The sequence below is a fragment of the Pseudomonas sp. SHLD1 genome, from assembly GCF_028640935.1.
GTDB lineage: Bacteria > Pseudomonadota > Gammaproteobacteria > Pseudomonadales > Pseudomonadaceae > Chryseomonas > Chryseomonas aestiva.
In genome coordinates this window covers 177,836-200,924 of the sequence record NZ_JAQZAD010000015.1, presented here as the reverse complement: position 1 = coordinate 200,924, position 23,089 = coordinate 177,836, and the positions used below count along the sequence as shown (strand labels likewise).

The following is a 23,089-nucleotide window of genomic DNA, read 5'->3' as shown; positions in this document are numbered from 1 at the left end:
GACGAGGATCCTGCCATGGTGCACAGCATGACGGCGTTCGCCCGGGTCGAGCGCCCGGGACCCCAGGGCACCCTGAGCTGGGAGTTGCGCTCGGTCAATCATCGCTACCTGGAGCCCCACCTGCGGCTGCCGGAGACCTTTCGCGATCTGGAGTCCGGCGTGCGCGAGGCGCTGCGCCGACGACTGTCGCGGGGCAAGCTGGAGTGCGTACTGCGCGAGGAGCGCGACGAGAGCGTGGCCCTGCGCATCGATGCCCGCCGGGCCGCGCAGCTGGTGGCCGCCGCCGAAGACATCGCCGCGCTGATCGCACGCCCGGCCAAGCTCGATCCCCTGGCCGTGCTGGCCTGGCCCGGGGTGCTGGCGGGCGCCGAGGTGGATGGCGCCGAACTCAAGGCCCAGACCCTGGCGCTGTTCGAGGCGGCGCTGGATGAATTGCTCGACGGCCGGCAGCGCGAGGGGCGCGAACTGGCGCGACTGATCGAGGAACGCCTGGCCCAGGTGCTGGCGGAGGTGGCGACGCTGCGCGCGCTGCTGCCCGAGCTGCTGGCACTGCAGCGGCGCCGTATCCTCGAGCGCTGCGCCGAGGCAGGCGTCGAGTTCGAACCGTCACGGCTGGAGCAGGAACTGGTGCTGCTGGCGCAGAAGAGCGACGTGGCCGAGGAGCTGGATCGGCTGGAGACTCATGTGGCCGAGGTGCGGCGGGTCCTGGCGGGCAGCGGCGCGGCCGGACGACGGCTGGATTTCCTCATGCAGGAACTCAATCGCGAGGCCAATACCCTGGGTTCTAAGGCCATCGACGCCCGTGCCTCCCAGGCGGCCATCAATCTCAAGGTGCTCATCGAACAGATGCGTGAGCAAGTGCAGAACATCGAATAGGCGGACCTTCATGACAGCCCTTCCCGGCACCCTCTACATCGTTTCCGCGCCCTCCGGCGCCGGCAAGACCAGCCTGGTCAATGCCTTGCTGGATGCCCTGCCCGACATCCGCCTGTCAGTCTCCCACACCACCCGCGCCATGCGCCCGGGTGAAACCGACGGGGTGAACTACCACTTCGTCGATTGCGCGACCTTTACCAACTTGCTCGAACACGGCGACTTCCTCGAACACGCCGAGGTGTTCGGCAACTATTACGGTACCTCCCAGGCTGCCCTGGAACGTGACCTCGCCGAAGGTCACGACCTGATCCTGGAAATCGACTGGCAGGGCGCCCAGCAGGTCCGCCGCAAGCTGCCCCATGCCCAGTCGATATTCATCCTGCCGCCGAGCCAGGCCGCCCTGCGCCAGCGCCTGGACAATCGCGGCCAGGACAGCGCCGAAATCATCGAACTCCGCATGCGCGAGGCGGTGAGCGAGATGAGCCACTATGTCGAATACGACTACCTGATCATCAACGACGATTTCGCCAGCGCCCTGGAAGACCTCAAGTCGATCTTCCGCACCCGCCAGCTGCGCCTGGATCGCCAGCAGCGCCGCCACGATGACCTGCTGGTGGATCTGCTGGGCTGATACCGGCATCACGGCTCGCGTCCTCGGGGCGTGGGCCTGGCTGTTCCGCGTGGCTTCCGGACCGGGCATTCGACTGGTCCTCCGGGTTCTGAAATATTTGGTTACATTTTTCCCGGGCTTTGCCTCGGGCCGGTGACGGCTATCGATATTTTGGCCTTCGCGCTATTTATCTGGTTTTACGCAAGCAAGATTAGCCACCCTTTGCCGATCACTGGCTCTACTTGAATGCAGGGCCGCTTTTTATATGCCTATATAAAAGGTTAAAACAGCGGCCTGCTATTTGTAGCTGATCTATTCTGCCGGATGGCCAATCGTTGCTATTTGTTTAAATAAACGTTGGCTAGGCTTTTTTGACGACTGTCGAAGTTTCCCGCGGGCTGATAGCGGGCGCCGAGATATCAACGTCGTTTTTGCTGGACCTTATCTGATTGCCTGACAACTTTCAGCGGAGTGCTTATCGGAGCTGACTTCGGTCATGAGCGTTCTGCTGCCTGCTCAGGCTGCCAGAGCCGCGTGGCTGCGCGCTTCGCGGGAATGTTCAGCCTTTCAATAGGACTTCCATTTGTTAGATGACTGTCGTAATAGGAGCGCTCGACATGAAATTGAAACCTATGGCCGCGCTGATAGTGGCAACCCTGATGGGGAGCACCGTTCAGGCAGCGGAGTCTTTGAATAACGGCCCTTACTTGCGGCTAAAGGTGCTGGGTAATACCGGTTTCGTCCTCAACAGATTGAAGTCGGAAGACACCAGGATCGTCGGCAGCGGTGAATACGACTATCTGGTAGTCGGGCCCAATGTGCAGGTCGACGGCAACGTCAAGAAGGAGATCAACAACGCCCTGGACCAGGGCAAACGCGTGATCTTCGACAATCAGCCCGGTCAGCACCTGGCCAGTGAGAACGCGGCCCTGGCGCTCGGCATGACCGTCGAGGCGGATGCCCTGATGGTGAGGAAGCCGGAGAAGGCCACCGGCCTGCTGATGACCCCCGTCGATCGGCCCCCGCGTACCGATGCCCTGTCCGCGAGCAAGGCCCAGACCGGCAAGCAGGGGCAGGCGAGCAATACCATCGAAAATGTCTTCGGACTTTGAGGGACCAAAGCCATGAATACCTTCGTTGAATCCACCCTGGTCGGGGCGCTCGGCTTCATTCTTTCGATCGGTCTGGCACAGGCTGGCGAGTGTTTCACCGACCACACCGAGCCCGTCATCCTGGGTGACGGGTCCCGGGCCTTCTCCACCCAGCAGGCCGCCAAGACCTGGGAGGACTGGATCTGGCGCGGACCGATCTTCCAGTGCTCGACGCGCGGGACCATCGACTGCACCTATACCTGGGGCGAGACCAAGACCTCCAGCTACGGCTGGTCGGTAGGGGTCAAGCTCAACGGGGAAAAGCTGCCCTTCATCGGCAAATACCTGAGCATCCTCGGCGTCGATGGCAGCTACAAGCAGGATCGCTCGATGAGTACTGCCTTCACCTGGGCCGTGAGGATAGAACCGGGCTATCGGGCGCAACCCATCCAGGTGGTGGAACGGCGCTGGAAGAGCGGCCAGTTCCGCGGTGCCTGGGTACGGACCGGCAGTTGTTCACGAGGCATCTCCAACCCACCCGGGATGCACTGGTACGACTGGGATTCCAAGCGGGTGGTCAGCAGCTGGAGCGGCAGCGTGGAGGTGAGCAGATACGCCACCTACCACGTCTATCGCTAGACCTGCGCCCGCGCCAAGGCCGGGTCATGGCGACCCGGCCTTGGCCGTCGAAGCGGCTGCTGGTCGAGTACCCAGGCCGTCCGCCGCCAACGCTCGTCAAAACCGCTCTTTGGATGGATGGCGATGGGGGCCTGGCTGATCACACTCAGCACGGGTCGTCCGTGCGCGACGCCCTCCTTGCAGTACGGTCGATTCCGCCATCTCGCCGGGGTCGCGGCTAGTCGTCCTGTCCCCAGTAGATTCCACTGGAGCGGAAGACCGTCATGAAGACCCCTACCTTGCTGGCGGCGCTGCTCGCTGGCTTCGCAGCGCCGGCATTCGCTGTCGAGCAGAGCATCACCCTGACCCAGACCGGTAATGACAATCAGGCCACCCTGAACCAGAGCGGTGGTCGCGCCAATAGCGTTGAGCAACTGCAAAGCGGCGACGGCAATCGCACGACCCTCGAACAGCGCCAGGCCTTTGGTGCCCAGGCGCGGATCGAGCAGACCTCCAGCGGCAATGGGCTGCAGATTTTCCAGGAAGGCAGTAATCAGCAGATTGCCGTGACCCAGTTGGAAAACGGCAACCACTTCGCAGAAATCACCCAGACCGGCGGTGGCGCGGGTAACAGCCTGGAACTTGAGCAGCGCGGCAATGCGGCTTCCGCCTATCTGCGTCAGGCGGGCGATCTCAACGTCCATAGTGTGCGTCAGGCGGGTTTTGGTGGGAACGAGCTGCGGGCGACCACTGCCGGGGATGGCAACCGGCTGATGGTGGAGCAGCGCAGCGGCGGGGTGGCCGAGGTAGTCCAGACCGGCAACGGTAACGCCGTGCAGCTGACGCAGAGCGTCTCATTCGCCGGCGGCAGCGCCACCTTGCGCCAGCAGGGTGATGGCAACGGCATCCAGGCGGACCAGGTTACCAGTCGTTATCGCAGTACCCTGGCGCTGACCCAGGCGGGCAATGGGAACCAGGCGACGCTGTCACAGCGCGCCGGCTTCAGCGACATCACCTTCAGCCAGCAGGGTAACAACAATGGGCTGAGCGCCGCTCAAACCGGTTTGGAAGCCCGGATCGCCGGCATCAGCGCAGGCGATGCCAACCAGGCGACCTTCGTCCAGAGCGGCGTGCGGGTGGAGGCGGAGCTCCAGCAGCAGGGGAGTGGCAACCTCGCGTCCATTACCCAGGACACGGTGCCGGACAGCTTCAGCGGCGCCAGTGCCTTCATCGGCCAGACCGGCGATGCCCATTCGGCGGCGATCGACCAGGTCGGCTCCACGGCGCGCATCACGCAGAGCGGCTTCGGTAACCAGGCGACGGTCTACCAACGCTGAAGGGAGACCGGCTGACCCCGACCGGGATCAGCCTGCCGAGGGCTTACAGCTTGATCCAGGTCGCCTTGAGCTCGGTGTACTTGTCGAAGGCGTGCAGGGACTTGTCGCGACCGTTGCCGGACTGCTTGAAGCCGCCGAAAGGCGCGGTCATGTCGCCGCCGTCGTACTGGTTGACCCAGACGCTGCCGGCACGCAGGGCGCGGGCGGTCCTGTGGGCCTTGGAGATGTCGCGGGTCCAGACCGCGGCGGCCAGGCCGTATTGGGTATCGTTGGCGATCTGCACGGCTTCCTCGGCGGTGTCGAAGGTGATCACCGAGAGCACCGGGCCGAAGATTTCTTCCCGGGCGATCTTCATGGCGTTGCTCACGCCGTCGAAGATGGTCGGCTCGACATAGACCCCGCCGGTCTCTTCCAGGGTGCGCTTGCCACCGGCCACCAGGGTGGCGCCTTCGGCATGGCCGGCTTCGATGTAGCGCAGCACGGTTTCCAGCTGGGTGGTGTCCACCAGGGCGCCGACGTTGGTCTCGGGGTCCAGTGCATGGCCGGGCTTCCAGCCCTTGAGGGCCTCGACCACCAGCGGCAGGAATTCCTCCTTGATGGAGCGCTCCACCAGCAGGCGCGAGCCGGCGGTGCAGACCTCGCCCTGGTTGAAGGCGATGCCGCTGGCGGCCGCGGCGGCGGCGTCCTTGAGGTCGGGGGCATCGGCGAAGACGATGTTGGGGCTCTTGCCACCGGCTTCCAGCCAGACGCGCTTCATGTTGGATTCGCCGGAGTAGGCCAGCAGCTGCTTGGCGACCCGGGTGGAACCGGTGAAGACGATGGTGTCGACGTCCGGGTGCAGGCCCAGGGCCTTGCCGACCTGATGGCCGTAGCCCGGCAGCACGTTGAACACCCCGGCGGGGATGCCCGCCTGCTGGGCCAGCTGGGCGACGCGGATGGCGGTCAGCGGCGATTTCTCCGAGGGCTTGAGCACCACCGAATTGCCGGTGGCCAGCGCCGGGCCGAGTTTCCAGCAGGCCATCATCAGCGGGAAGTTCCAGGGCACCACGGCGGCGACCACGCCGACCGGTTCGCGGGTGACCAGGCCGAGCTGGTCATGGGGCGTGGGGGCGACTTCGTCGTAGAGCTTGTCGATGGCCTCGGCGCTCCAGCGGATGGCATTGGCCGAGGCGGGCACGTCGATGGAGAAGGAGTCGGCGATGGGCTTGCCCATGTCCAGGGTTTCCAGCAGCGCCAGCTCTTCGGCATTGGCCAGCAGCAGGTCGGCGAAGCGGATCAGCACGCGCTTGCGCTGGGCCGGCGCCAGGTGCGCCCAGGTACCCTTCTGGAAGGCGGCGCGGGCGGCGGCCACGGCCAGGTCGGCGTCGGCGGCGTCACAGCTGGCGACCTTGGCGAGGAAGCGTCCGTCCACCGGACTCAGGCAATCGAAGGTGGCGCCGGCGGCGGCGTCGACATAGGCGCCGTCGATGAAGGCGCGACCTTCCAGGGTGAGACCTTGGAAGCGCTGCTCCCACTCGGCGCGGCTGGGCAAGCTCATGGGTGACTCCTCGCTAATGGCGGTGAGCAGCCACCCTAAACCGGCCCGGGAGGGTTATCAATATATTTGACAGTCGGCCGCCAAGGGCGCCGAAACGTGCATTTTATCGAACGCTGCGCTGGCGTTGGCGACTCAAGGTCAGGGCTGGCCGCGCCGTGGCCAGGGCGCCGCGCCGTTGCCGGGGCTGAAAGCACTGCTGGGTGAGCGGCGCCTCGACGCTGGCGTCCAGGTCATCGAGCCAGCCGTCCACGGCGTCTTCCAGGGCGGCGACGGTGAGCTGCCCCAGCACCTGGTGGGCGATGAGATTGCCCAGGCTGGGCGCCGTGGATTCGCCAGTGGCGCCCCACCAGGCGGCCAGGCGCTGCTGGAGGCCTTCGAGCAGACGATGGAGACGATAGGCCGCGGCCAGCAGCGCCAGGCTGGCGGAGGGCGCCTGGGCCAGGGCCGCCGGGGCGAAACCGGCCAGGGCGCGCTCGAGCACCCCGGCCAGGGGCGCCTCGAAGGCCACCGCCCGCGCCTGCAGCAGCAGGGCTTCGAGGGCATCGGGCACCTTGTCGACATAGGCACTGGCGAAGCGCTCCAGGGCCGCGCCGCGGGTGGCGTCGGCGCTGGTGGTGCGCGCCGCCTGGTCGGCAAAGGTGCGACTGGCCTCGCCACTGTCCCGAGCGCGCACCTGGGTGGTCTGGATCACGAGGCGCAAGGCGGCGGTATTCATGGCAGGGTCCTGCAGGGCTGAGCTGTGTTGGACGCCTCCAGGGTGGGCGGGTCACACCGTTCGTCCGGTGCCGGCAGCCGTCAGTGCCGGAGCATGAAGGTGTCGTATTCCAGGTCGTCCAGCACCCGGTCCAGGCGGTGCAGGCCGAGCAGCACGCAACAGGCCAGGGAGACGGTGAAGCCGTAGCCGAAGAAACTCGGACCCAGTTCGATGCTGAGCAGGGTCAGCGCCAGGTTGAGGCCGAGAAACAGGGTGCAGAGCATCAGCACGGTGTCGCGCCGGTCCAGGTAGAAGAAGACGTTGAGCAGGGCCATGAATACCACCTGGATGCTCACGCCCACCACGTCGATGTAGAACAGCGGCAGGTAGTAGTGCGACATGCCGAGCCAGGCCAGCAGCTGCGGCGCCAGCAGGAACACCAGCACCAGGGTCAGGCCCTGGACCTTGCAGATCTCCAGCAGGCCCTGGCGGATGGCCAGGATCATCTGTTCCTTGAGCTGGCTGATGTGCTGCAGGGTCTCGCCGCCGCGCACGGCGTTGAACACCCGCTCGTACCATTCGGCGAAGTCGGTCTCGATGCGCACCAGGAACACCGCCATGCCGGGGATGATGGCGAGGTAGGCGAGAAAGATCGGCAGGTCGTAGAGGATGGAGGCGCGCAGGGGGCCGATGACGGCGTCGGAGGTCAGCGGATTGAACCAGAAGACGAATTTGTCGACCCAGATGCCCAGGTTGTAGAACAGCCCGGTGACCAGCAGGCTGAGGAAGATCTGCTTGCGATCGAGGAAGTCGAAGGCCACCAGGCGGTCGGCCGGGTACTCGCGGATGATGTCGTAGAGAAACATGAACAGCAGCGCGGCGTGGCCCAGCAGCAGGGCCATCAGCAGGCCGTTCATGCCGAGGAAGCGCAGCACGAAGGCGGCGGCGATCATGATGGCGTAGCCCAGGGTCATCACCACCAGGATGCGGTTGTAGGCCTTCATCCCCGACAGGAAGATGATCACCAGCCAGAGATCGCAGAGGGTGACGAAGTTGGCCAGGACCAGCAGCCGGTAGGCGAAGGGCTGGTCGAACAGGGTGGCCAGCAGCAGGAAGCCCAGGCCCCCGGCGACCAGGGTCACCAGCAGCAGGATGCCCACCAGATTGGGCAGGATGCTCGTCTGTTTCTCCTCGAACAGCCGGTCCGAGACGAAGCGGGTGAAATACAGCTGCAGGCCGCCGGTGAGGATCAGCGAGCTGGCCATGAGGTAGGTCACCGTGACCAGGAATTGCCGGATCAGCACGCTGGGGGTGACGATGCCGGTGGCCAGCACGCCGATCAGCATGACGCTGATGATCGACAGCACCCAGGGGCCCGAACTGATCAGACCGGCGTAGACATAGGCACGCAGGGTGGCGGTGTAGGAGTCGCGCGCGAGGATCTTGCGCAGTTCGAAGCCGATGCCGGCCATGTCAGACGATCCTCCCGATGGCGTCCTGGTAGAGCTCGCGATAGCGTTCCAGCATCAGCGGCTCGGTGTAGTAGCGATTGACCCGGGCCAGCCCGGTGCGCTGCGCGGCCTGCCAGCGCCCCGGATTACGCAGCAGGGCGAGGATGGCACGGGCGGTGGCCTGGGGATCGGCGATGGCGACCACGCTGCCACCGGTGCCCAGGGCGCGGTCCTCGGGGATGGAGCCCTCGATCAGCTCGCGGCAGGAGCCGACGTCGCTGCTCACCACCGGCACGCCGGCGGCCCAGCCTTCGAGGATCACCAGCGGCTGGGCCTCGCTGATGGAGGTCAGCACCATGAGGCCGAGCTTGGGCAGGATGTCGCCGATCTTCTGGAAACCGAGGAATTTCACCTTGCCCTCCAGGCCCAGGCTGGTGACCAGGCTGTGGCATTCGGCGGCGTATTCCTCGTCTTCGTCTTCCGGACCGACCACCCAGGCCTCGGCCTCGGGCATGGCGCTGATCACCCCGCGCATGGCGCGGATGAAGGTCTTGACGTCCTTGATCGGCACCACCCGGCCCAGGAGCCCGACCACCGGCGGCACGCCCTCGGGGCGGCGCTCCAGGGCGTCCTGCCACTGGGTGAGGCTGATGCCGTTGGGGATCACCCGGCAGCGCGCGGGATCTGCGCCGTCCTGGATCTGCCGGCGGCGGTTGCCGTCATAGAGCGAGATGATCGGATCTGCGGCCTTGTAGGTGAGCAGCCCGATGCGCTCGAAGAAGCGGATCCACAGCCGGCGGATGTAGCTGACGTCCACGTCCAGCCCGGTGCGCAGGGCCTCGTCCGGGCCTTCGGCGATCCACTTGGCCTGGGCCAGGTCGATCTTGCGCTCCTTGGTGTAGATGCCGTGCTCGCTGAGCAGGAAGTTGCAGCCCCAGCGCCGCTGCAGGATGGCGCCGAGCATGCCGGCATAGCCGGTGGAGATGGAATGGATCATCCGCGGCCGTGGCAGGCGTCGCGCGGCCTCGGCCAGCATCAGCAGCGGCGCCTGCATGGCGCGCAGGGTCCAGAGGTAGTCGACGAAGGACGGGTCGGTGCAATAGCGCTCGTAGCCCTCGGTGATGGCTTCCCAGCTGGCGCGGCTGTACATGAAGTCGTCCAGGGTCACGCTGCCCTGGGCGAAGGCGTCCACTAGGGCATCGCCCTGGGCGGCGCTGGGTTCGTCCGGGTGGTGCAGGAAGGCGTGCAGATCGCGCAGCAGCTGCACCGGCGCCTGGCGCCGCGGACTGATGGGCGCGCCCTTGGGCACCCAGGAGCCGGCGAGGAAGTGTTCCTCGATGTGCACCACGTTGGGCGGGATGGCGTAGTGGCGCTTCTCGTAGTTCTCGCGCTGACCGCCGATGAAGAACACCGAGAAGGTCAGCTCCGGCAGGCCGAGGATCAGCTGGTTGACCCAGCTCGACACCCCGCCGCGCACATAGGGCCAGGTGCCCTCCAGGAGCAGGCAGACATCGGGCGTCACGGTCGCGGCGGGGGCGTCTTTCATAACCAGTACTTCACCAGGGCGGCAAACGGCGGCCGCTTCTTCAGATCCGCCGGCAGGCTGTCGAGCAGTGCCGGGATGACCGCGTAATCGCGGCGCAGAAAGGCGATTTCGGCGCGGAAGGGCGCCAGCTGGGCCAGGGGCACGCCCGCTGCTTCGGCGGCCTGGAAGAATTCCAGGGCCCGTTCCGGCTCGCCCTGTTCCAGGGCGATGCGCCCGGCGAGGATGCGCAGCTCTTCGTTTTCTTCACCGGCCAGGGCCAGTTCGACATGTTCCCGCGCCTGGCCGAGCACGTGGCGCAGGACGCTGCCCTGGGCCAGGCCCAGATAGGCCAGCTCCCAGTAGCCGCGGGCCAGGGTGCCGTGCAGCGCCGGCTGGCGTTCCGCGGGCGTGCTGGCCAGTTCGCCGAGCTGGGTCTCGATGCGCTGGTTGATCTGGCTTTCCTGCTGGTCGAGCATCGAATAGGCGAGCAGGCGCACGTCGTCGGCCGGATCGCGCAGGGCCAGCTTGAGGATGGGAATGGCGTCGCGCCCGGGCATGCGGCGGGTGGCGAACAGCGCGGTCAGGCGCTTGTCGGCACTGGGTGCATGACGCAGCACGTCCTGCAGGCCGCCATCGCTGAACAGCATCTCCTCGCGGCGCTCCAGCGGGCGGAACGGCAGATTGGGCACGCTGCGCGCTTCCCAGGCGATCTCGCGGCGCTTGCGCGGCAGATAGAGCGCCGGAAAGACCGCGGCGATCACCCCGGCCGCGCCCACCAGCGGAATGAAGAAGGCCAGGGCGAAGAGGAACAGCGGACTCCAGGGCAGCGGGCGCTGATAGCGCTTGGGCAGCAACAGCCAGACGCCACCCGCCAGCAGGGCACTGCCGGCGGCATGGGCGGTGACGAAGGCCAGGGCCGCCGCCGCCACCGGCAGGTTGGCGAACAGCAGCGCCCAGCTGCTGGCCTCGAAGGCGAAGGCGCCGCTAAACAGCCACTTGCTGTTCATGCAGGCCACACTCGTTGAACAGGAAGACGCGCAACTCCTGGGCGCGGGTCTTGGGCAGCAGCTCGTGTTCATGGCTGCGCACGCCCAGGCTTTCCAGGGTGCTGTCCTGGCCATGGCGTTCGGCCAGCAGCTGGCGCAGCCGGCGGCGATAGCCTTCCAGGCCATCGGAAGAGGTCAGCGGCAGGAGCACCAGCAGGCAGGGGTGGCCCGCCTGGTTGGTCAGGCGCAGTTGCAGGTCGAGGCCGCGGCGACTGCCCTCCAGCAGCGCCAGGGCGCGCTCGCCACCGTCGGCCTCGGTCATCTCGAAGCAGAACAGGCAGGCGGGCAGGGCGTGCTGCTGGGCATCGCGCAGCGAACGCTTGAGATGCTGGGAGAATTGCTGGGCGTCGTCGTCGGCCAGGGCCAGCGCCTGGTGATCGCTGCCCAGCAGGTCGGCGATATGGCCGGCGAGGATGGTCAGCAGATTGAGGGTGCGTTCGTTGAAGGAAAAGAACGGCATCTGCTCGATGGCCAGCACCGCCAGCAGCCGCTCCTCGGTGTCCAGCAGGGGCACGCAGGCCTGCAGCGCGGAATGCTGGGTCTCGCCGCGCTCCAGCAGCGCCTGGCGGATGCTCAGGGTCTCGCCGCGTTCCAGGGTCAGGCGCACCAGCAGGTCATCGGGATCAACGCCGGGCATCTCGCCCTGGCTGGCGAGGGCGCGACGATCCACCCGGCCATTGCCATCGACCCGGTACAGCCCGGCCACCCGCAGCGAGCCGTACTGGGTCAGCAGGCCGACGATGGGTTCGGCCAGGGCCTGCAGGGCGTCCTGCTCGCGGGGCACCTCGCGCAACTGGCGGCGCAGGTCGAGCAGGGAGCTGCGCAGGCTGAGGTCGTTGCCGGCGACACGCTGTTCCAGGCGATCGTGGGAGATGCGCAGGAGGTGGTGGGCGCGGGTGAATTCGTCCAGGCGCAGCTGGCGATAGTCGTTGGCCAGGTCCAGGCGCTCCAGGCGACGATTCCAGAGATCGCGGAATTCACCCACCAGCATGGCGCTGAGCAGCACGCCGACGATAAAGGACGGCGGGATCTCCTCGTAGGCCGGATAGCCCTGGCGGTGCAGATAGAGCAGCGCCACCACCAGCAGGCTGGCGCTCACCAGGCCACGCATGAAGCCATAGCGCACGCCCATCAGGATGGGCGCGAAGACCACCCAGGGAAAGGCCAGGCCGACCATCAGCGGGTCTTCCGGCACCAGCCAGAATCCCAGTCCCAGGGCGGCCGCCGTGACCAGCAGGGTTTCCAGCCAGGACAGGCGGCCACTGGCGCGGGGCGCCAGGGTGTAGTCCTTGTGGACGGATTGCAGGGCCATCAGCGCAACTGCAGCTCTTGCGCGGTGCCGCGCAGGACCTTCTGCGCGGTGGCTGCCAGGCTCTCGCGCGACCAGCCGGAGCGGGCGCCGCTGTTGCTCCAGACCACCCGGCCGCTGGCCGGCTCGATCACCTGGAGGGTCACGCCCACCGCCGGCTCGCCGTCCAGGCCGTTCTTGTACTGCCACTCGTCCACGCTGCCGGTGAGCACGTATTGCAGATTCTGCTGCCGCGCCCAGTCCAGGGCCGCGCGCTGGCGGGCCTTTTCGTCGTCGCTGGGATTGCCGCCCTGGCTGTCGTCATAGACCTGCGGGCGGATGCCACGCTCGCCCAGCACGCTGACCAGGATCTGCGCGGCACGATCGCCGGCCATGGGAGCCTGGGCATAGTTGGCCAGGGGCACCAGGCCCCAGCGCGCATCCTTGGGCAGGGCCTCGCCGCTGGGACGGGTAAAGCTCGAGCAGCCGGCCAGCAGCACGGTGGCGACACTGGCGACGAGCAGACGCGTGATGTTCATGAGGTTTCTCCCTTGAAGCGGCCTAGCGACCGATTCGATTGCTGTATTGAATGCCCAGGGTGCTGCCGGCCTGACCGCCGCTGCCCTGGGGCGCGGACTGGTAGCCGGCGGTGAACGCCAGTTCGTCGTCGCCGAGCACTACCATGCCCAGGCCGACATTCAAACCGTAGTTGAATTCGCGCTCGGTCCACTGCCAGCCGACCAGGGTGTCCACCAGCCAGCTGTACTGGGGATGGGTGCGGTTGAGCGAACCGGGAATGCCGCGCCGCCAGCTGCTGCCGACATAGAGCTGGCCATAGCGATCCTGCAGGAGCTGGGTACCGCCCAGGGCCTCCAGGTCGGCCACGGTGACCTCGCCGTTCTCGCCACTGCCGGCCAGCGGCTGCAGGTAGCGGGTAACGCTGGCGGGCAGGGTGCTGCGCGCACTGTTCTGCTGGTAGGTGATGCCGCTGCGCACCTGCCAGGCGGGACCTTCGAAGAAGATCATGTGGCTCAGCTCCAGGTTGAAGGCGAAGCCGCTGCCTAGGGCATCCCCGTCCCGACTGGAATAGCGGTTGTGCGCCGCCCGCCAGCTCAGCTGGTCGCGTGGCGTAAGGTTGTGGCGACCCGCCAGGCTGACACTGTCACGCCGGCCCAGGGCGCGCAGATAGCCGCTCTCGTCGGGTTGCCGGTGCCAGTCCAGGGCCGCCTCGATCTCGGTGTTGCCATCGATACGCCAGGTGCGGGCGACACCCAGGCCCAGGCGATTGCTGTCCGACCGCTGGCTGGCGTCGACGGTGGTTTCCAGACCGCCGTCGGCCAGATTCTTCAGCACCTTGAGCAGCATCTGGTGTTCGTTGCCCAGGGCATCGGACTTGAGGCCGCTGCTCTCCACGCGATTCTGCTTGAGCTGGACATCGGCGTAGACGTCATCGCTGAGTCGCCGGGCGGCGCGCACCTCGCTGCCCTGTTCGACCAGGCCGCCATAGTCGCGGCGCTCCCAGCCGGCCTGGACGCCATTGGGCGTGCGCTCGGCCTGCTCGGTGGCCTGGCGCAGCAGCTGCCGCTGGATGACCTCCGGTGGTTCGTCGCCGGCGGCCGTCAGGGCCGCGGCCTGGGCGTCGCCGGCATGGCCGAGGCGCTGCAGCACCTCGACGCGCTGCGCCGGATCCAGATCGCCGGCCGCCAGCAACTTCTCCAGCTCGCCACGATTCTGCCGGCGCAGGACCTCCTGCAATTGCTCGTACTGGCGGACCTTGAGCCCGCGGCTCTTGGCCCAGGCCAGCCATTCGCTCTTGAGGCCGTCGTCGTTGTTCTGGCTGAGGGCATCGAGCCACTGGTCGAACCAGAGTTGCAGCATGCTCGGCGAGCCGTCCTGCCAGGCGCGCGCCTGGGCCAGCGCCGCCTGGGGGCCGCGCAGGCTGGAGAGCAGGCGCAGGTAGGTGGCATAGCGCTCGGGGGTGGCCGGCACCTCGTCGTTGGCCAGGTGCGGCGTGACCGCCTTGCGCAGCCGCAGCGCCGCGTCCTGGTGACCGGCGGCGTCCAGGGCGTCGGCATAGGCGGCCTGCACCAGCCAGTCCTGGGGATGGGCGTCCAGGTAGCGGCGATACCAGCCGAGCGCCTCTTCCGCCTGGCCCAGCAGCACCAGGCCGCTGCCGAAGGGCAGCCACAGCACGTCGCTGTCGCGGGCCCGGCCCTTCCAGTCGCGCAGCAGGGTGGCCAGTTCGGCCTGGCGATTCTGGTCGATCAGTAGCCACAGCAGCCGTTCGCGGAATCTGTCGTCGTCCGGGAAGCGCTGCAGCGCCTGGCGATAGCCCTCTTCGGCCTGGGCGACGCGGCCACGCTGGAAGTCCAGACCCGACCGCGCCAGCCAGACGGCGGGGTTGTCGGCCGAGGCCGGCGCGCGCGCGGCACTGGCCAGCAGCCGCTCCAGCGCCGCCGTGTCCTTGAGTTGCTCGGCCCATTGCAGGGCGTCGCTCAGGCGCTTCTGGTCCTTGTGCTTTTCCCAGCTCTTTTCCAGCAAGGCCAGGGCCTTGCGCGGCGCCGTGCGCAGATAGATCGCCAGCAGCCGGTCCTCGTCGTTGGCGGCCAGGCCCTTGTCGCTCGCGGCCAGGCGTTCGAAGGCCAACTGGGCCTCGCCGTCGCGCTCCAGTTCCCAGGCCAGCTCCGCCCGCAGGCGCCAGTAGTCGTCGCCCTGCCGCTGCTTGGCCGGCATGCCCTCGAGCACCTTCCAGGCCTCTTCGGGCTTGAACAGCTCCCAGACGGTGCCCGCCCAGGTCAGATACTCCGCGCTGGTCAGCGGGAATTTCTTGCCGAACGCTGCCCAGCCCGCGGCTTCGGCATCGCCCTGCTCGGTACGGGCCAGCAGCTGCTGCAGTCGCTCCCAGGCCAGGCGCTGCCTGGGCTGACGCCTGATGTAGTCCCGCAGCCAGCGCTCCTCGGCGGCGGGATCGCCCAGGGACTCGTAGGCGAAGATCAGCGCATCCAGTTCGGTCTTGTCCAGCTGGCGCTGCCGCGATGCCTCGGCCAGCAACTCGGCCACGGCATCGAAGCGAAACGCCCGGGCGGCCAGCTTCCAGGCGTGGTCGCGACGGGCCGGATCGTCCTGGCGTGCCAGCAGACGCAACCAGAGGTCGAGGGCTTCGTCCATATGCCCGGTCCATTCGCCCAGCTGGGCCAGTTCCGCGAGCAATTTTTCATCGTCCGGGCGCAGGGCCAGCAGCTGATGACCTTCCTCCCAGGCCCGCTCGGTGTCGCCGCGGCCCAGGGCCAGCCGGTAGGCGGCCTCCAGGGCGGCGGGATCGTCCGGTTGCCACTCGCGCCAGCGCTCGATCAGCCGCTGGGCCAGATCCAGGCGCCCGCTGCCCTGGGCGGCCGCCACCCCGGCCTGCAGCCAGGCGAGACCGCTGGCATCGGCTGGCAGACGCGGCAATTCCTGCTCCAGCAGGGCGGCGGCCTCGGCGCCCTGGCCGGCGGCGAGCCAGGCATCGAAGGCCTGGTGCCGGTAGCCCTGGCGCTGTTCGGCCGAATCGGCGAGATCGGCCAGGCGCAGATAGAGACGCGCGGCCTCCTGTTGACGGCCACCGGCCAGACTCCAGCGCGCCGCCTGTTCCAGCCACTGCTGGCGCCGCGGCGGATCGCGCCGGGCCAGCTCGACGTAACGCTGCGCCGCGGTGGCCGGATCCGCCAGTTGCAGGGCGCGCTCGGCCACCCGTTGCAGCTGGGGCGTGCTCAGGGTCGCCACGTCCAGGGCGCTCAGGCGTTGCGCCAGGCGTTCGCGATCGGCGTCGGCCAGGCCTTGCGGCTGGGCTTCCGCCTGCAGGATGTCCATTTCCAGGGCGTAGAAGGGCGTCGAGGCCAGGGGCTCGGGCAGCAGTTGCAACTGACGCCGCGCCTCGTCGATGCGCCCCAGGGCGATCAACTGGTCGATCAGCTTCATGCGCAGCCCGGTATCGTCCGGCGTCGCCTTGAGCAGCACCTGCGCATAGCTGATGGAGACCTGGTCGGCCGGCTCCTCGCCGGGCAGGAAGACCTGCTTGCCATGAAAGGTCAGCACCAGCACCAGCGCGGTGAGGAGCGCGACCCCCAGCAGTGTCCAACCGCTCAGGAGCCGGGTTTTCTTAGCCGCAGACGATCTCACCGTCACTCACTCGTGTTAGCGGAAGTTTGAACGTCAGCAGTCCGGCCTGGCCTGATTGGCCCCTGTAGCGCTCGCGACCGACCCGCACCTCGCAGGCCGAGGGTGCGCGCAGGGTCATCTCCAGCGGAAATTGCCCGGCGAAGGCGAAGCGGATACGCGTCGGCGACAGGTAGTCCCATTGCTGCAGCGGGATGTTGGCCTCTTCGAGGGCGGGGGTGGGATCGCGGCTGTCGCGCAGGACCAGCCGCGCCTGAGCGCCGGCCAGGTGGACGTAGCGTCCCTGCGGCAGGTCGCGGACCCCGGCGATGCCCTTCGAACGCTGCAGATCCGGCCAGCCCAGGCGCGGATCCAGGCGCAGGGTGCGCAGACCGTCGAGGGCCTTGATCGACCAGCTGCCGTCGTCTTCCCGGGCCAGACTGGCGGTATAGAAGCCCCGCAGGCGGCTCAGGTAGTCGCTCATCCACAGCGACAGCGGATGCTCGGCGGCCATGCCCTGGTAGATCTCTTCCATGACCTTGAGCGAAGCCTGCTTGGTGCCCGAGTAGAAGTGGTAGTAGAGATTCAGCCCACGCAGCCGGCGGGGATGCTCGGTGCGCTCGAAGGTATAGAGCAGATCGCGAAAGCCGTAATAGGGACCGCGCCAGAGATTGGTGTAGACGTTCTCGTTGATGATGGGCGCATAGAACTGCAGACCGCCCGGGGTGGGGCGGATGAAGGGATACAGGCCGCTCACCGAGGGCTGCGACCGGGTGATGTGCGAGTTGCCGCCGTTCACGTTGAGCAGGCCGTTGTCGTAGGCGAGCTTGAGGGTCGCCGCATCGGGTTGGGCGTCACCGGACCAGAACACCATCTTCACCGGCTTCTGCGGGGTGGTCAGGCGTTCATTGATATAGCGCGTCGAGCCCACGATCTCCCGGGTGAAATCCACCTTGTCGTAGCCGGGAATCTGCATCATGTAGCCGTACTGGGCTTCGAAGTTCTCGCTCTGCTCGGAGACCGCCGGTTGCCAGAAGAACGGATGGCTGAAGGTGTGGGTGGCCACTTCCACCTTGGGATCGGCGAACAGGCGGCGGGCGATCGGCTCCAGTTGCGCGGTCAGCTCCGGATAGCGGCCCTTGGGGCCGACCTCGCCTTCGATGATCGAGGCCGAGGTCAGAAAGGGATGCGGCTGGATGAACCGCTCCAGCACCACCTGGCCGGAAAAGGGCGCGCCCGGAATCTCCGCCTTGGACGCGAAGGCGTCGCCGTCGATGTGCACGGTGGCGATGCGCCGGCCGTTTTCCGTGGTCGGATCGGGCACCGGCAGGGGCGGCAGTTGCAGCGTCTTCGCCGTGAAGGCGAAGGGGTCGATGATCCAGCGACTGGCTTCGGGACCGTCTTCCATGACATAGGGGCCGAAAGCGAAGCCGCCCCAGGCGGCCACGCCCATGGGCACGAAGGTCCCGCCCGGACCGCTCAGGCTGACCACCGGTGTCGGCCCGCCGGGTAGCGTCTGCACGGCGGGCAGGTCACGCGTCCGCAACTTGACCGGTGCCTCGAAGTTGCCGGCGAGGGCAGGGTCCGCCACCTTGAGGGTCAGGTTGTCGGGCAGCGGCTTGCGACTGACGCCCAGGCCCAGTCGCTTGATCAGGGCCTCGTTGTCCAGCGGCAGACCGCCAAGGATCAGCAATGGCGTCTTTTCGTCCAGGCGCTGGCCGATCCAGTCGCTGAAATCCCGCGAATTGGGCGGCGGGCCACTGGTCATCCAGACCACCACCCCGGCATAGAGGGCGCTGGGCCAGGCCGCGGGCAGTGGCTTGGAGGCATCGAAATAGTCCAGGCGATAGCCCTGGTACTCCAGGGCGCTGCCCAGGAAGCGGTGCACCGCCGACTGGCGCAGGGCGCCTTCCCGACCATCGTAGAGCAGCGCCAGTCGGCGTGGCTGCAGGGCCACCGAGCTGATGCCCAGGGTGTTGAGGTCGGGGGTGGTGATATAGGGCACGTAGCCTTCGTCGCGCAGCCGCTTGGCCAGGCGCCGGGCTTCGTCGCGCTGCTCCGGCGGCAGGTACTCGATGGCGATGACCGGAATACCGGCACTGCGCGCCGCTTCGATCCGCGGCTGCAGCCATTCGCGATCCGCGGCGCTGACCGGGCGATAGGTCTTCTTGCCGGCATCCCAGCCCGCGTAGATGGATTCGACCGCCATGGCGGCGGCGACCCCGGGCAATTCGGGTTGCACCTCGAAGCCGCGATTGAAGAACAGCTTGAGCGACGGCTGACGGCGGTGCAGGTCGGCCAGCAGACTCTTGAGCGCCAGGCGCTGGCTTTCCCGCTGGTCCTCGGCCACCAGCTGGAAACTGTCGAGGGTATCGAGGAACAGCCCGGTGTAACCGGCCTTGGCCAATTGGGCGGCGCGCTCGAGCAGATGGGCACGCCAGACCGGCGATGCCAGGTTCATCACCTGGCTGCCCCAGGCCTTGTTGGCCACCGGGCTGGCACCGGCACTGAGGCCGGCCTTTTCCAGGGCCGCCGCATCGCCGGCGAATTCGGCAATGGACAGATAGGCGAAGGGTTGTGCGCCGGCCTCGTGCAGGGCGCGGACATCGGCCGCGCTGGCATGGCCGGGTTCGAGCACCACCCAGTCGAACTGCGCGAGTTCGGCTACCGGCGGCTTTTCCGCGTACCAGAACGCCACGCTGGCGGGCGCCGCCAGGGCCGTCCCCAGGAGGGACAGATAGCCCAGCAGCCCTACTGTCAGCTTGCGCCACCAACCGAAGCGGGACCTTGCTCTTGTTGCCTTGCCTGACGCCACACCCAGTCCTTAAACGTGCCCAACTTCGGTATCAGGTTAGCTACATTACGCAAAAGCGTGACGAAAAACTGCCTGCGCCAGGCCGAGCGGCAGCAATTACGGGGCTAACAGGTATCGAAATAATTAATCGGCGACGGGCGAGGCCGTCTAGGCAGCGGATTTCAGATTTTCTGGCGGGAGAAATGGTGCGGGGATGCAGAGGGGGTGTAGCAGAAAGTCAGAGGAATTGCCGTCATGCGCGGCGGTAACCGGCATGACGGCAAGCGAGCGCTATTACTTGAAGCTGCTGTTCAGGCTGGCGCTGGAGGACAGGATGTTGGTGGAACCCAGCAGTTGGCTGACGAAGCGGTTCCAGCGGGTGATACCGGCCGGGCCAACGAAGACCACGTCCTGCGGCTGCAGATGGAAGTTCTGCGCCAGCACATAGGCGGTCGGGTTCTTGGCCGCCAGGTGGAAGACCTGGGCAGTGGCACCCGGCGCCTTCAGATCTTCCGGGCCACGGATGACGTAGACGGCATCGGCGTTGGCGGTTTCCTGCTGGATGCCACCGGCCTCGCTCAGGGCTTCCATCAGGTTCAGGTTGGTGATCTTGTAGCTGACCGCTGCCGGGGAGCGGACTTCACCGACCACGTATACCTTGCGGGCATCGTTGTAGGGCAGGTGGATGCTGTCACCGTCCTTCAGGTAGATGCCGTACAGCTTGGAATCCTTGCGGTTCAGGCTGTCGGTATCCAGACGGTATTCCTTGCCGTCGCGGACCAGGGTCACGCCAGTCAGGTCGGCGCCACCGCTGTTGGCCACACCGACCTGACCCAGGGCTTCCACCAGGGTGATGGGCTTGGTGGTCAGGGGAATGGCATCGCCCTTGTTCACAGCACCGGAGATGGTGACCTTCTGGCTGCCGAACTTCAGCACGCTGACGTCGATCTGGGGATTGTCGATGAAGGTGGCTAGACGGCGGGAGATATCGGTGCGGATCTCTTCCAGGGTCTTGCCGGCGGCGCGCACGGTGCCGACGTAGGGGTAGAACAGGGTGCCATCCGGACGGACCAGGCGACCGTTGGCTTCCAGCTGCTGCTGGGCGCCGGACGGAGCGGTCAGTTCGGGGTGATCCCAGACGGTGATGTAGAGCAGGTCGCTCGCACCGACGCGGTAAGCCTGCGGCTTGTAGTCCAGCAGGGGCTTGAGGTCGGGAGCCTTGGACAGGGCCGCGGAATCCTGGCTCATCAGCAGCGAGCTGGTGATCGGGATCAGCTGGACCTTGGTGCCCTGGATGCTCGGATCGCTCTTCAGGTCGTCCTGGTCCAGGTACTGACCCGGGGAGTAGGCACAACCTTGCAGGAAGATGCCGGACAGCAAGGCCAGAGCGGTAAATTTGGTTTTCATGTCATTCGTCCTTGATTGCTGATTGAGTGTGAGCAAGAGGAATAAATCGGAAGGTAGAAGCAACGAGCCGGTTATTCATGGTGTTCCTTCGCGAGACGCGGCGAGCCTCGACGGTGGACCAGGTTCCATGTGACCCGTCTGTCCAGCGTGCGAGAGAACTCGAGGCCTCAGCTTTTAGTTGTATGAGCACCTGAGTCTGCTGGTCTAGGACTGGCCTTTAGCCATCGAGTTCAGCGCCACGGGAGCGGAAAAAGGTGACGCCGTTCGAAATCTGTCACATCTCCGCTAACGAGGTCCTATGACTTGGCAGTCATGTTTGTTCAGGTGTTTTTGCAGCAGGGCCGTCTGCGGCTTCTCCGCGCCGTTCTTCGGTTCGATGGCCAGAGGATAGTCGCCCCAGCCCGGACCGGCCGCCCAATAGGCGCTGGGTACGCACTGCTCGCCCAGATAGCTCAGCAGATTGTCCATGGCTTCCAGCCACTGTGGGTGTGCAGGTATCCCATATTCGCCAACGAAGCCGCGCAAATTGTGCTGTTTCAGCCATTCGATGAAGGGGCGGGTTCTTTCCACGCCGATCATGGGATGGACGCCCTTCATGCCCGAGGCGTAATTGCCGCTGGAATCGTCGTCGAAGTATATATGGGCCTCATAGATGAGGTTGTCCGCCGGATCCTTGATCAGCAGATCGCCATTCACCTGGGGCCAGCGCTGGGCACTGGACCAGCTGTCGCCGGCGATGAAGATCGGCGTCTGCATGTCGACGCTGCGGATGCTGTCCACGGCCGTCTGCGCCGCGCGGGGCCAGAGACCCTGGGTGTCGTGGGGCTCGTTCATGACATCGTAGCCGTACAGCGCCGGATGCTTCTGGAAGGTCAGGGCCAGGCGTTTCCAGGCATCGGCGTAGCTGGCGTAGGGCACCTGGGACGAGCCGATCAGCTGACCGCGATAGCGCGCGTAGTTGTGCATGTCCAGGATCACGCGGATACCGTACTTGTCGGCGAAATCCAGGGTGCGCTGCAGCAGCGCGACCTGGGCCTGGTCCAGGTCACCACCCAGCTGGGGTTGCACCCGCTCCCAGAGGAAGGGGAAGCGGATGAAGCGGATGCCCTTGGCCGCGTAGCGGCGGAAGTAATCTTCGGTGGGATAGAAGTAGTTGGTGCCTTCCACGCCGGGCAGGACCTGGCCGGCGAAGCCGGCGGCCGACATGTTGATGCCGATGAGGTCCACCTTGGCCGTCGCCGACTCGGGCTGAGCCTGGCCATAAAGCGCCGCGGACAACAAGATGGTGGCCAGCAGGCCACCACCGATACGACGTTTCACTCGTGACACGGACAGCACCTCTCGTGTGTTGCGGAAATTCGTCAAGGCAGGCTCCCTCATGAGCTCTGCTGATAGACCGGCGTGGGTTGCAGCGGCGGTGTGCGCCGGGCGAAGTATTCCAGCGCCAGATAGTCCACGGTCACCCGGATGGTCCAGGCGATGGCGGCGCCCATGATGGAGAAATGCTGGATGCAGACCACCAGCAGACCCAGGTAGGGCAGCAGTTCGGCGAGATGGATCATCGCGGTGGTCCGCGAATGACCGCGGGCCTGGATCTTGGCGAAGGGAATCTGCGCCAGGGCGTTGAAGATGAAGCCCACCACCAGGATGCGCAGGATCTGCGCGGCATCGCCGCCGTACTCCGGGCCCATCCATACGGTCATGATCCAGGGCGCCAGCGCCAGGATCGGCAGCACCATCGCCAGACTGATCAGCAGCAGGCCCCAGAAGGCCTTGTTGGCCTGGCGCGCGGCGTCCTCGCCGCTCTTGCTCAGCAGTGGGAACACCACCCGGGCCACGGCATTGGGGATGATCAGCATCCGCGAGACCGCCTCGGCCGGGGCGGTGTAGAAGGACACCCGGCTGGCGCCGACCATGTGCGACAGCACGAAGCGGTCGAAGTAGACCATCAGCGGACTGATGATGTTGCTTACCGTCATCCAGCTGCCGAATTTCAACAGCTCCTTGAACACCTCGACCTTGAAGGTACGGATGCCTTCCGGGAAATCCTTGTGCAGCGGCCAGTAGGCCAGCGCCATGGAGACGATCCGGGCCAGCACCAGGCCGATCACGGTGGCGGAAAAGCTCGGTTCGATCAGCACCGCGATCAGCGGCGCGATCGCCAGCAGACTGTTGGAGAAGGTCCGCAGGATGTTGAATTCGCCGAAGCGCTCGTTGCCTTCCAGGTAGGCGAACCAGACCGTCGCCAGCAGGAAGGGCGGGACGCACAGGCTCAGCCAGCGAAAGCCGGCCACGGCATTGTCGAAATGCTCGGGCGAGACGTGCAGCAGACTCACCACCTTGCCGGCGCCGAACCACAGCAGCAGCGTCGCCAGCAGACTCAAGCCGATGACGGCGCCGGTGGCCGTACCCATGACCAGCCGGTTGCGCTCCTTGTCGCCGTGGTGCATGGCGACGGCGCGGATCACCGCGCGCGACAGGCCGGCATCGAACAGGGTGGCATAGCCGACAATGGCGAAGGCCAGGGTGAACAGGCCGAATTGCTCGACACCGAGCAGGCGCGACAGCACGCCCATGGTGGGCAGCGCGATGGCACTGGGAATGACGACACCCAGGATGTTCCAGGTGCTGTTTTTGATCATCGACATCGTGGGGGTGAAAACTCCTTGGGGCCGCCCGGC

The 23,089-nt window shown here is 66.4% G+C and carries 17 protein-coding genes; 5 read left to right on the top strand and 12 right to left on the bottom strand.

Going from position 1 to position 23,089, the window contains the following annotated elements; all coding sequences use genetic code 11:
- Window positions 1-15: 15 nt before the first annotated feature.
- The 5 genes from PVZ77_RS13155 to PVZ77_RS13135 all read left to right on the top strand — a co-directional run bounded on the left by PVZ77_RS13155 (window position 16) and on the right by PVZ77_RS13135 (window position 4,532).
- Window positions 16-876, top strand: a complete 861-nt coding sequence (locus tag PVZ77_RS13155; protein ID WP_133860405.1) for a YicC/YloC family endoribonuclease — start codon at window positions 16-18, stop codon at window positions 874-876.
- Window positions 877-886: 10 nt separating this feature from the next.
- Window positions 887-1,507, top strand: a complete 621-nt coding sequence (gene gmk, locus PVZ77_RS13150; RefSeq protein WP_273806912.1) for a guanylate kinase — start codon at window positions 887-889, stop codon at window positions 1,505-1,507.
- Window positions 1,508-2,103: 596 nt separating this feature from the next.
- Window positions 2,104-2,598: a hypothetical protein gene (locus PVZ77_RS13145; protein WP_273806911.1), complete on the top strand. Its 495-nt coding sequence runs from the start codon at window positions 2,104-2,106 to the stop codon at window positions 2,596-2,598.
- Window positions 2,599-2,610: 12 nt separating this feature from the next.
- Window positions 2,611-3,216: a hypothetical protein gene (locus PVZ77_RS13140; RefSeq protein WP_273806910.1), complete on the top strand. Its 606-nt coding sequence runs from the start codon at window positions 2,611-2,613 to the stop codon at window positions 3,214-3,216.
- Between the two features lie 263 nt (window positions 3,217-3,479).
- The gene (locus tag PVZ77_RS13135) at window positions 3,480-4,532 is read left to right on the top strand and encodes a hypothetical protein (protein ID WP_273806909.1); all 1,053 of its coding nucleotides are present in this window, start codon (window positions 3,480-3,482) and stop codon (window positions 4,530-4,532) included.
- 43 nt (window positions 4,533-4,575) lie between these two features.
- On the opposite strand, the gene PVZ77_RS13130 is transcribed toward PVZ77_RS13135, so the two are convergent.
- The 12 genes from PVZ77_RS13130 to PVZ77_RS13075 all read right to left on the bottom strand — a co-directional run bounded on the left by PVZ77_RS13130 (window position 4,576) and on the right by PVZ77_RS13075 (window position 23,056).
- The gene (locus tag PVZ77_RS13130; protein ID WP_273806908.1) at window positions 4,576-6,069 is read right to left on the bottom strand and encodes an aldehyde dehydrogenase; all 1,494 of its coding nucleotides are present in this window, start codon (window positions 6,067-6,069) and stop codon (window positions 4,576-4,578) included.
- Between the two features lie 103 nt (window positions 6,070-6,172).
- Window positions 6,173-6,784, bottom strand: coding sequence for a hypothetical protein (locus tag PVZ77_RS13125; protein WP_273806907.1), 612 nt, complete (start codon window positions 6,782-6,784; stop codon window positions 6,173-6,175).
- Between the two features lie 80 nt (window positions 6,785-6,864).
- Window positions 6,865-8,235 carry an exopolysaccharide Pel transporter PelG gene (gene pelG / locus PVZ77_RS13120; RefSeq protein ID WP_273806906.1) on the bottom strand — a complete coding sequence of 457 codons (1,371 nt, stop codon included), beginning with the start codon at window positions 8,233-8,235 and terminating at the stop codon, window positions 6,865-6,867.
- Window position 8,236: 1 nt separating this feature from the next.
- Complete coding sequence (gene pelF, locus PVZ77_RS13115; protein WP_273806905.1) at window positions 8,237-9,760, bottom strand: GT4 family glycosyltransferase PelF; 1,524 nt, start codon at window positions 9,758-9,760, stop codon at window positions 8,237-8,239.
- On the bottom strand, window positions 9,757-10,746 hold the full coding sequence (locus tag PVZ77_RS13110) for a HEAT repeat domain-containing protein (protein ID WP_273806904.1): 990 nt from the start codon (window positions 10,744-10,746) through the stop codon (window positions 9,757-9,759). Before PVZ77_RS13110 ends, pelF begins: the two co-directional genes overlap by 4 nt.
- The gene (locus PVZ77_RS13105) at window positions 10,724-12,097 is read right to left on the bottom strand and encodes a PelD GGDEF domain-containing protein (protein WP_273806903.1); all 1,374 of its coding nucleotides are present in this window, start codon (window positions 12,095-12,097) and stop codon (window positions 10,724-10,726) included. Before PVZ77_RS13105 ends, PVZ77_RS13110 begins: the two co-directional genes overlap by 23 nt.
- Complete coding sequence (locus tag PVZ77_RS13100; RefSeq protein ID WP_133860416.1) at window positions 12,097-12,612, bottom strand: penicillin-binding protein activator LpoB; 516 nt, start codon at window positions 12,610-12,612, stop codon at window positions 12,097-12,099. Before PVZ77_RS13100 ends, PVZ77_RS13105 begins: the two co-directional genes overlap by 1 nt.
- A gap of 22 nt (window positions 12,613-12,634) precedes the next feature.
- Window positions 12,635-16,231, bottom strand: coding sequence for a tetratricopeptide repeat protein (locus tag PVZ77_RS13095; protein WP_273806902.1), 3,597 nt, complete (start codon window positions 16,229-16,231; stop codon window positions 12,635-12,637).
- Window positions 16,212-18,968, bottom strand: coding sequence for a bifunctional glycoside hydrolase 114/ polysaccharide deacetylase family protein (locus PVZ77_RS13090; protein ID WP_273806956.1), 2,757 nt, complete (start codon window positions 18,966-18,968; stop codon window positions 16,212-16,214). The genes PVZ77_RS13095 and PVZ77_RS13090 overlap by 20 nt, the downstream gene beginning before the upstream one ends.
- A gap of 327 nt (window positions 18,969-19,295) precedes the next feature.
- Window positions 19,296-20,408, bottom strand: coding sequence for a polysaccharide biosynthesis/export family protein (locus tag PVZ77_RS13085; protein WP_273806901.1), 1,113 nt, complete (start codon window positions 20,406-20,408; stop codon window positions 19,296-19,298).
- A 285-nt stretch (window positions 20,409-20,693) separates the two neighbouring features.
- Window positions 20,694-21,728, bottom strand: coding sequence for a glycoside hydrolase family 5 protein (locus PVZ77_RS13080; RefSeq protein WP_310045648.1), 1,035 nt, complete (start codon window positions 21,726-21,728; stop codon window positions 20,694-20,696).
- Between the two features lie 56 nt (window positions 21,729-21,784).
- Entirely contained in the window at window positions 21,785-23,056 is a 1,272-nt protein-coding gene (locus PVZ77_RS13075) for a flippase (RefSeq protein ID WP_273806900.1), read from the bottom strand.
- Between the last annotated feature and the right edge of the window lie 33 nt (window positions 23,057-23,089).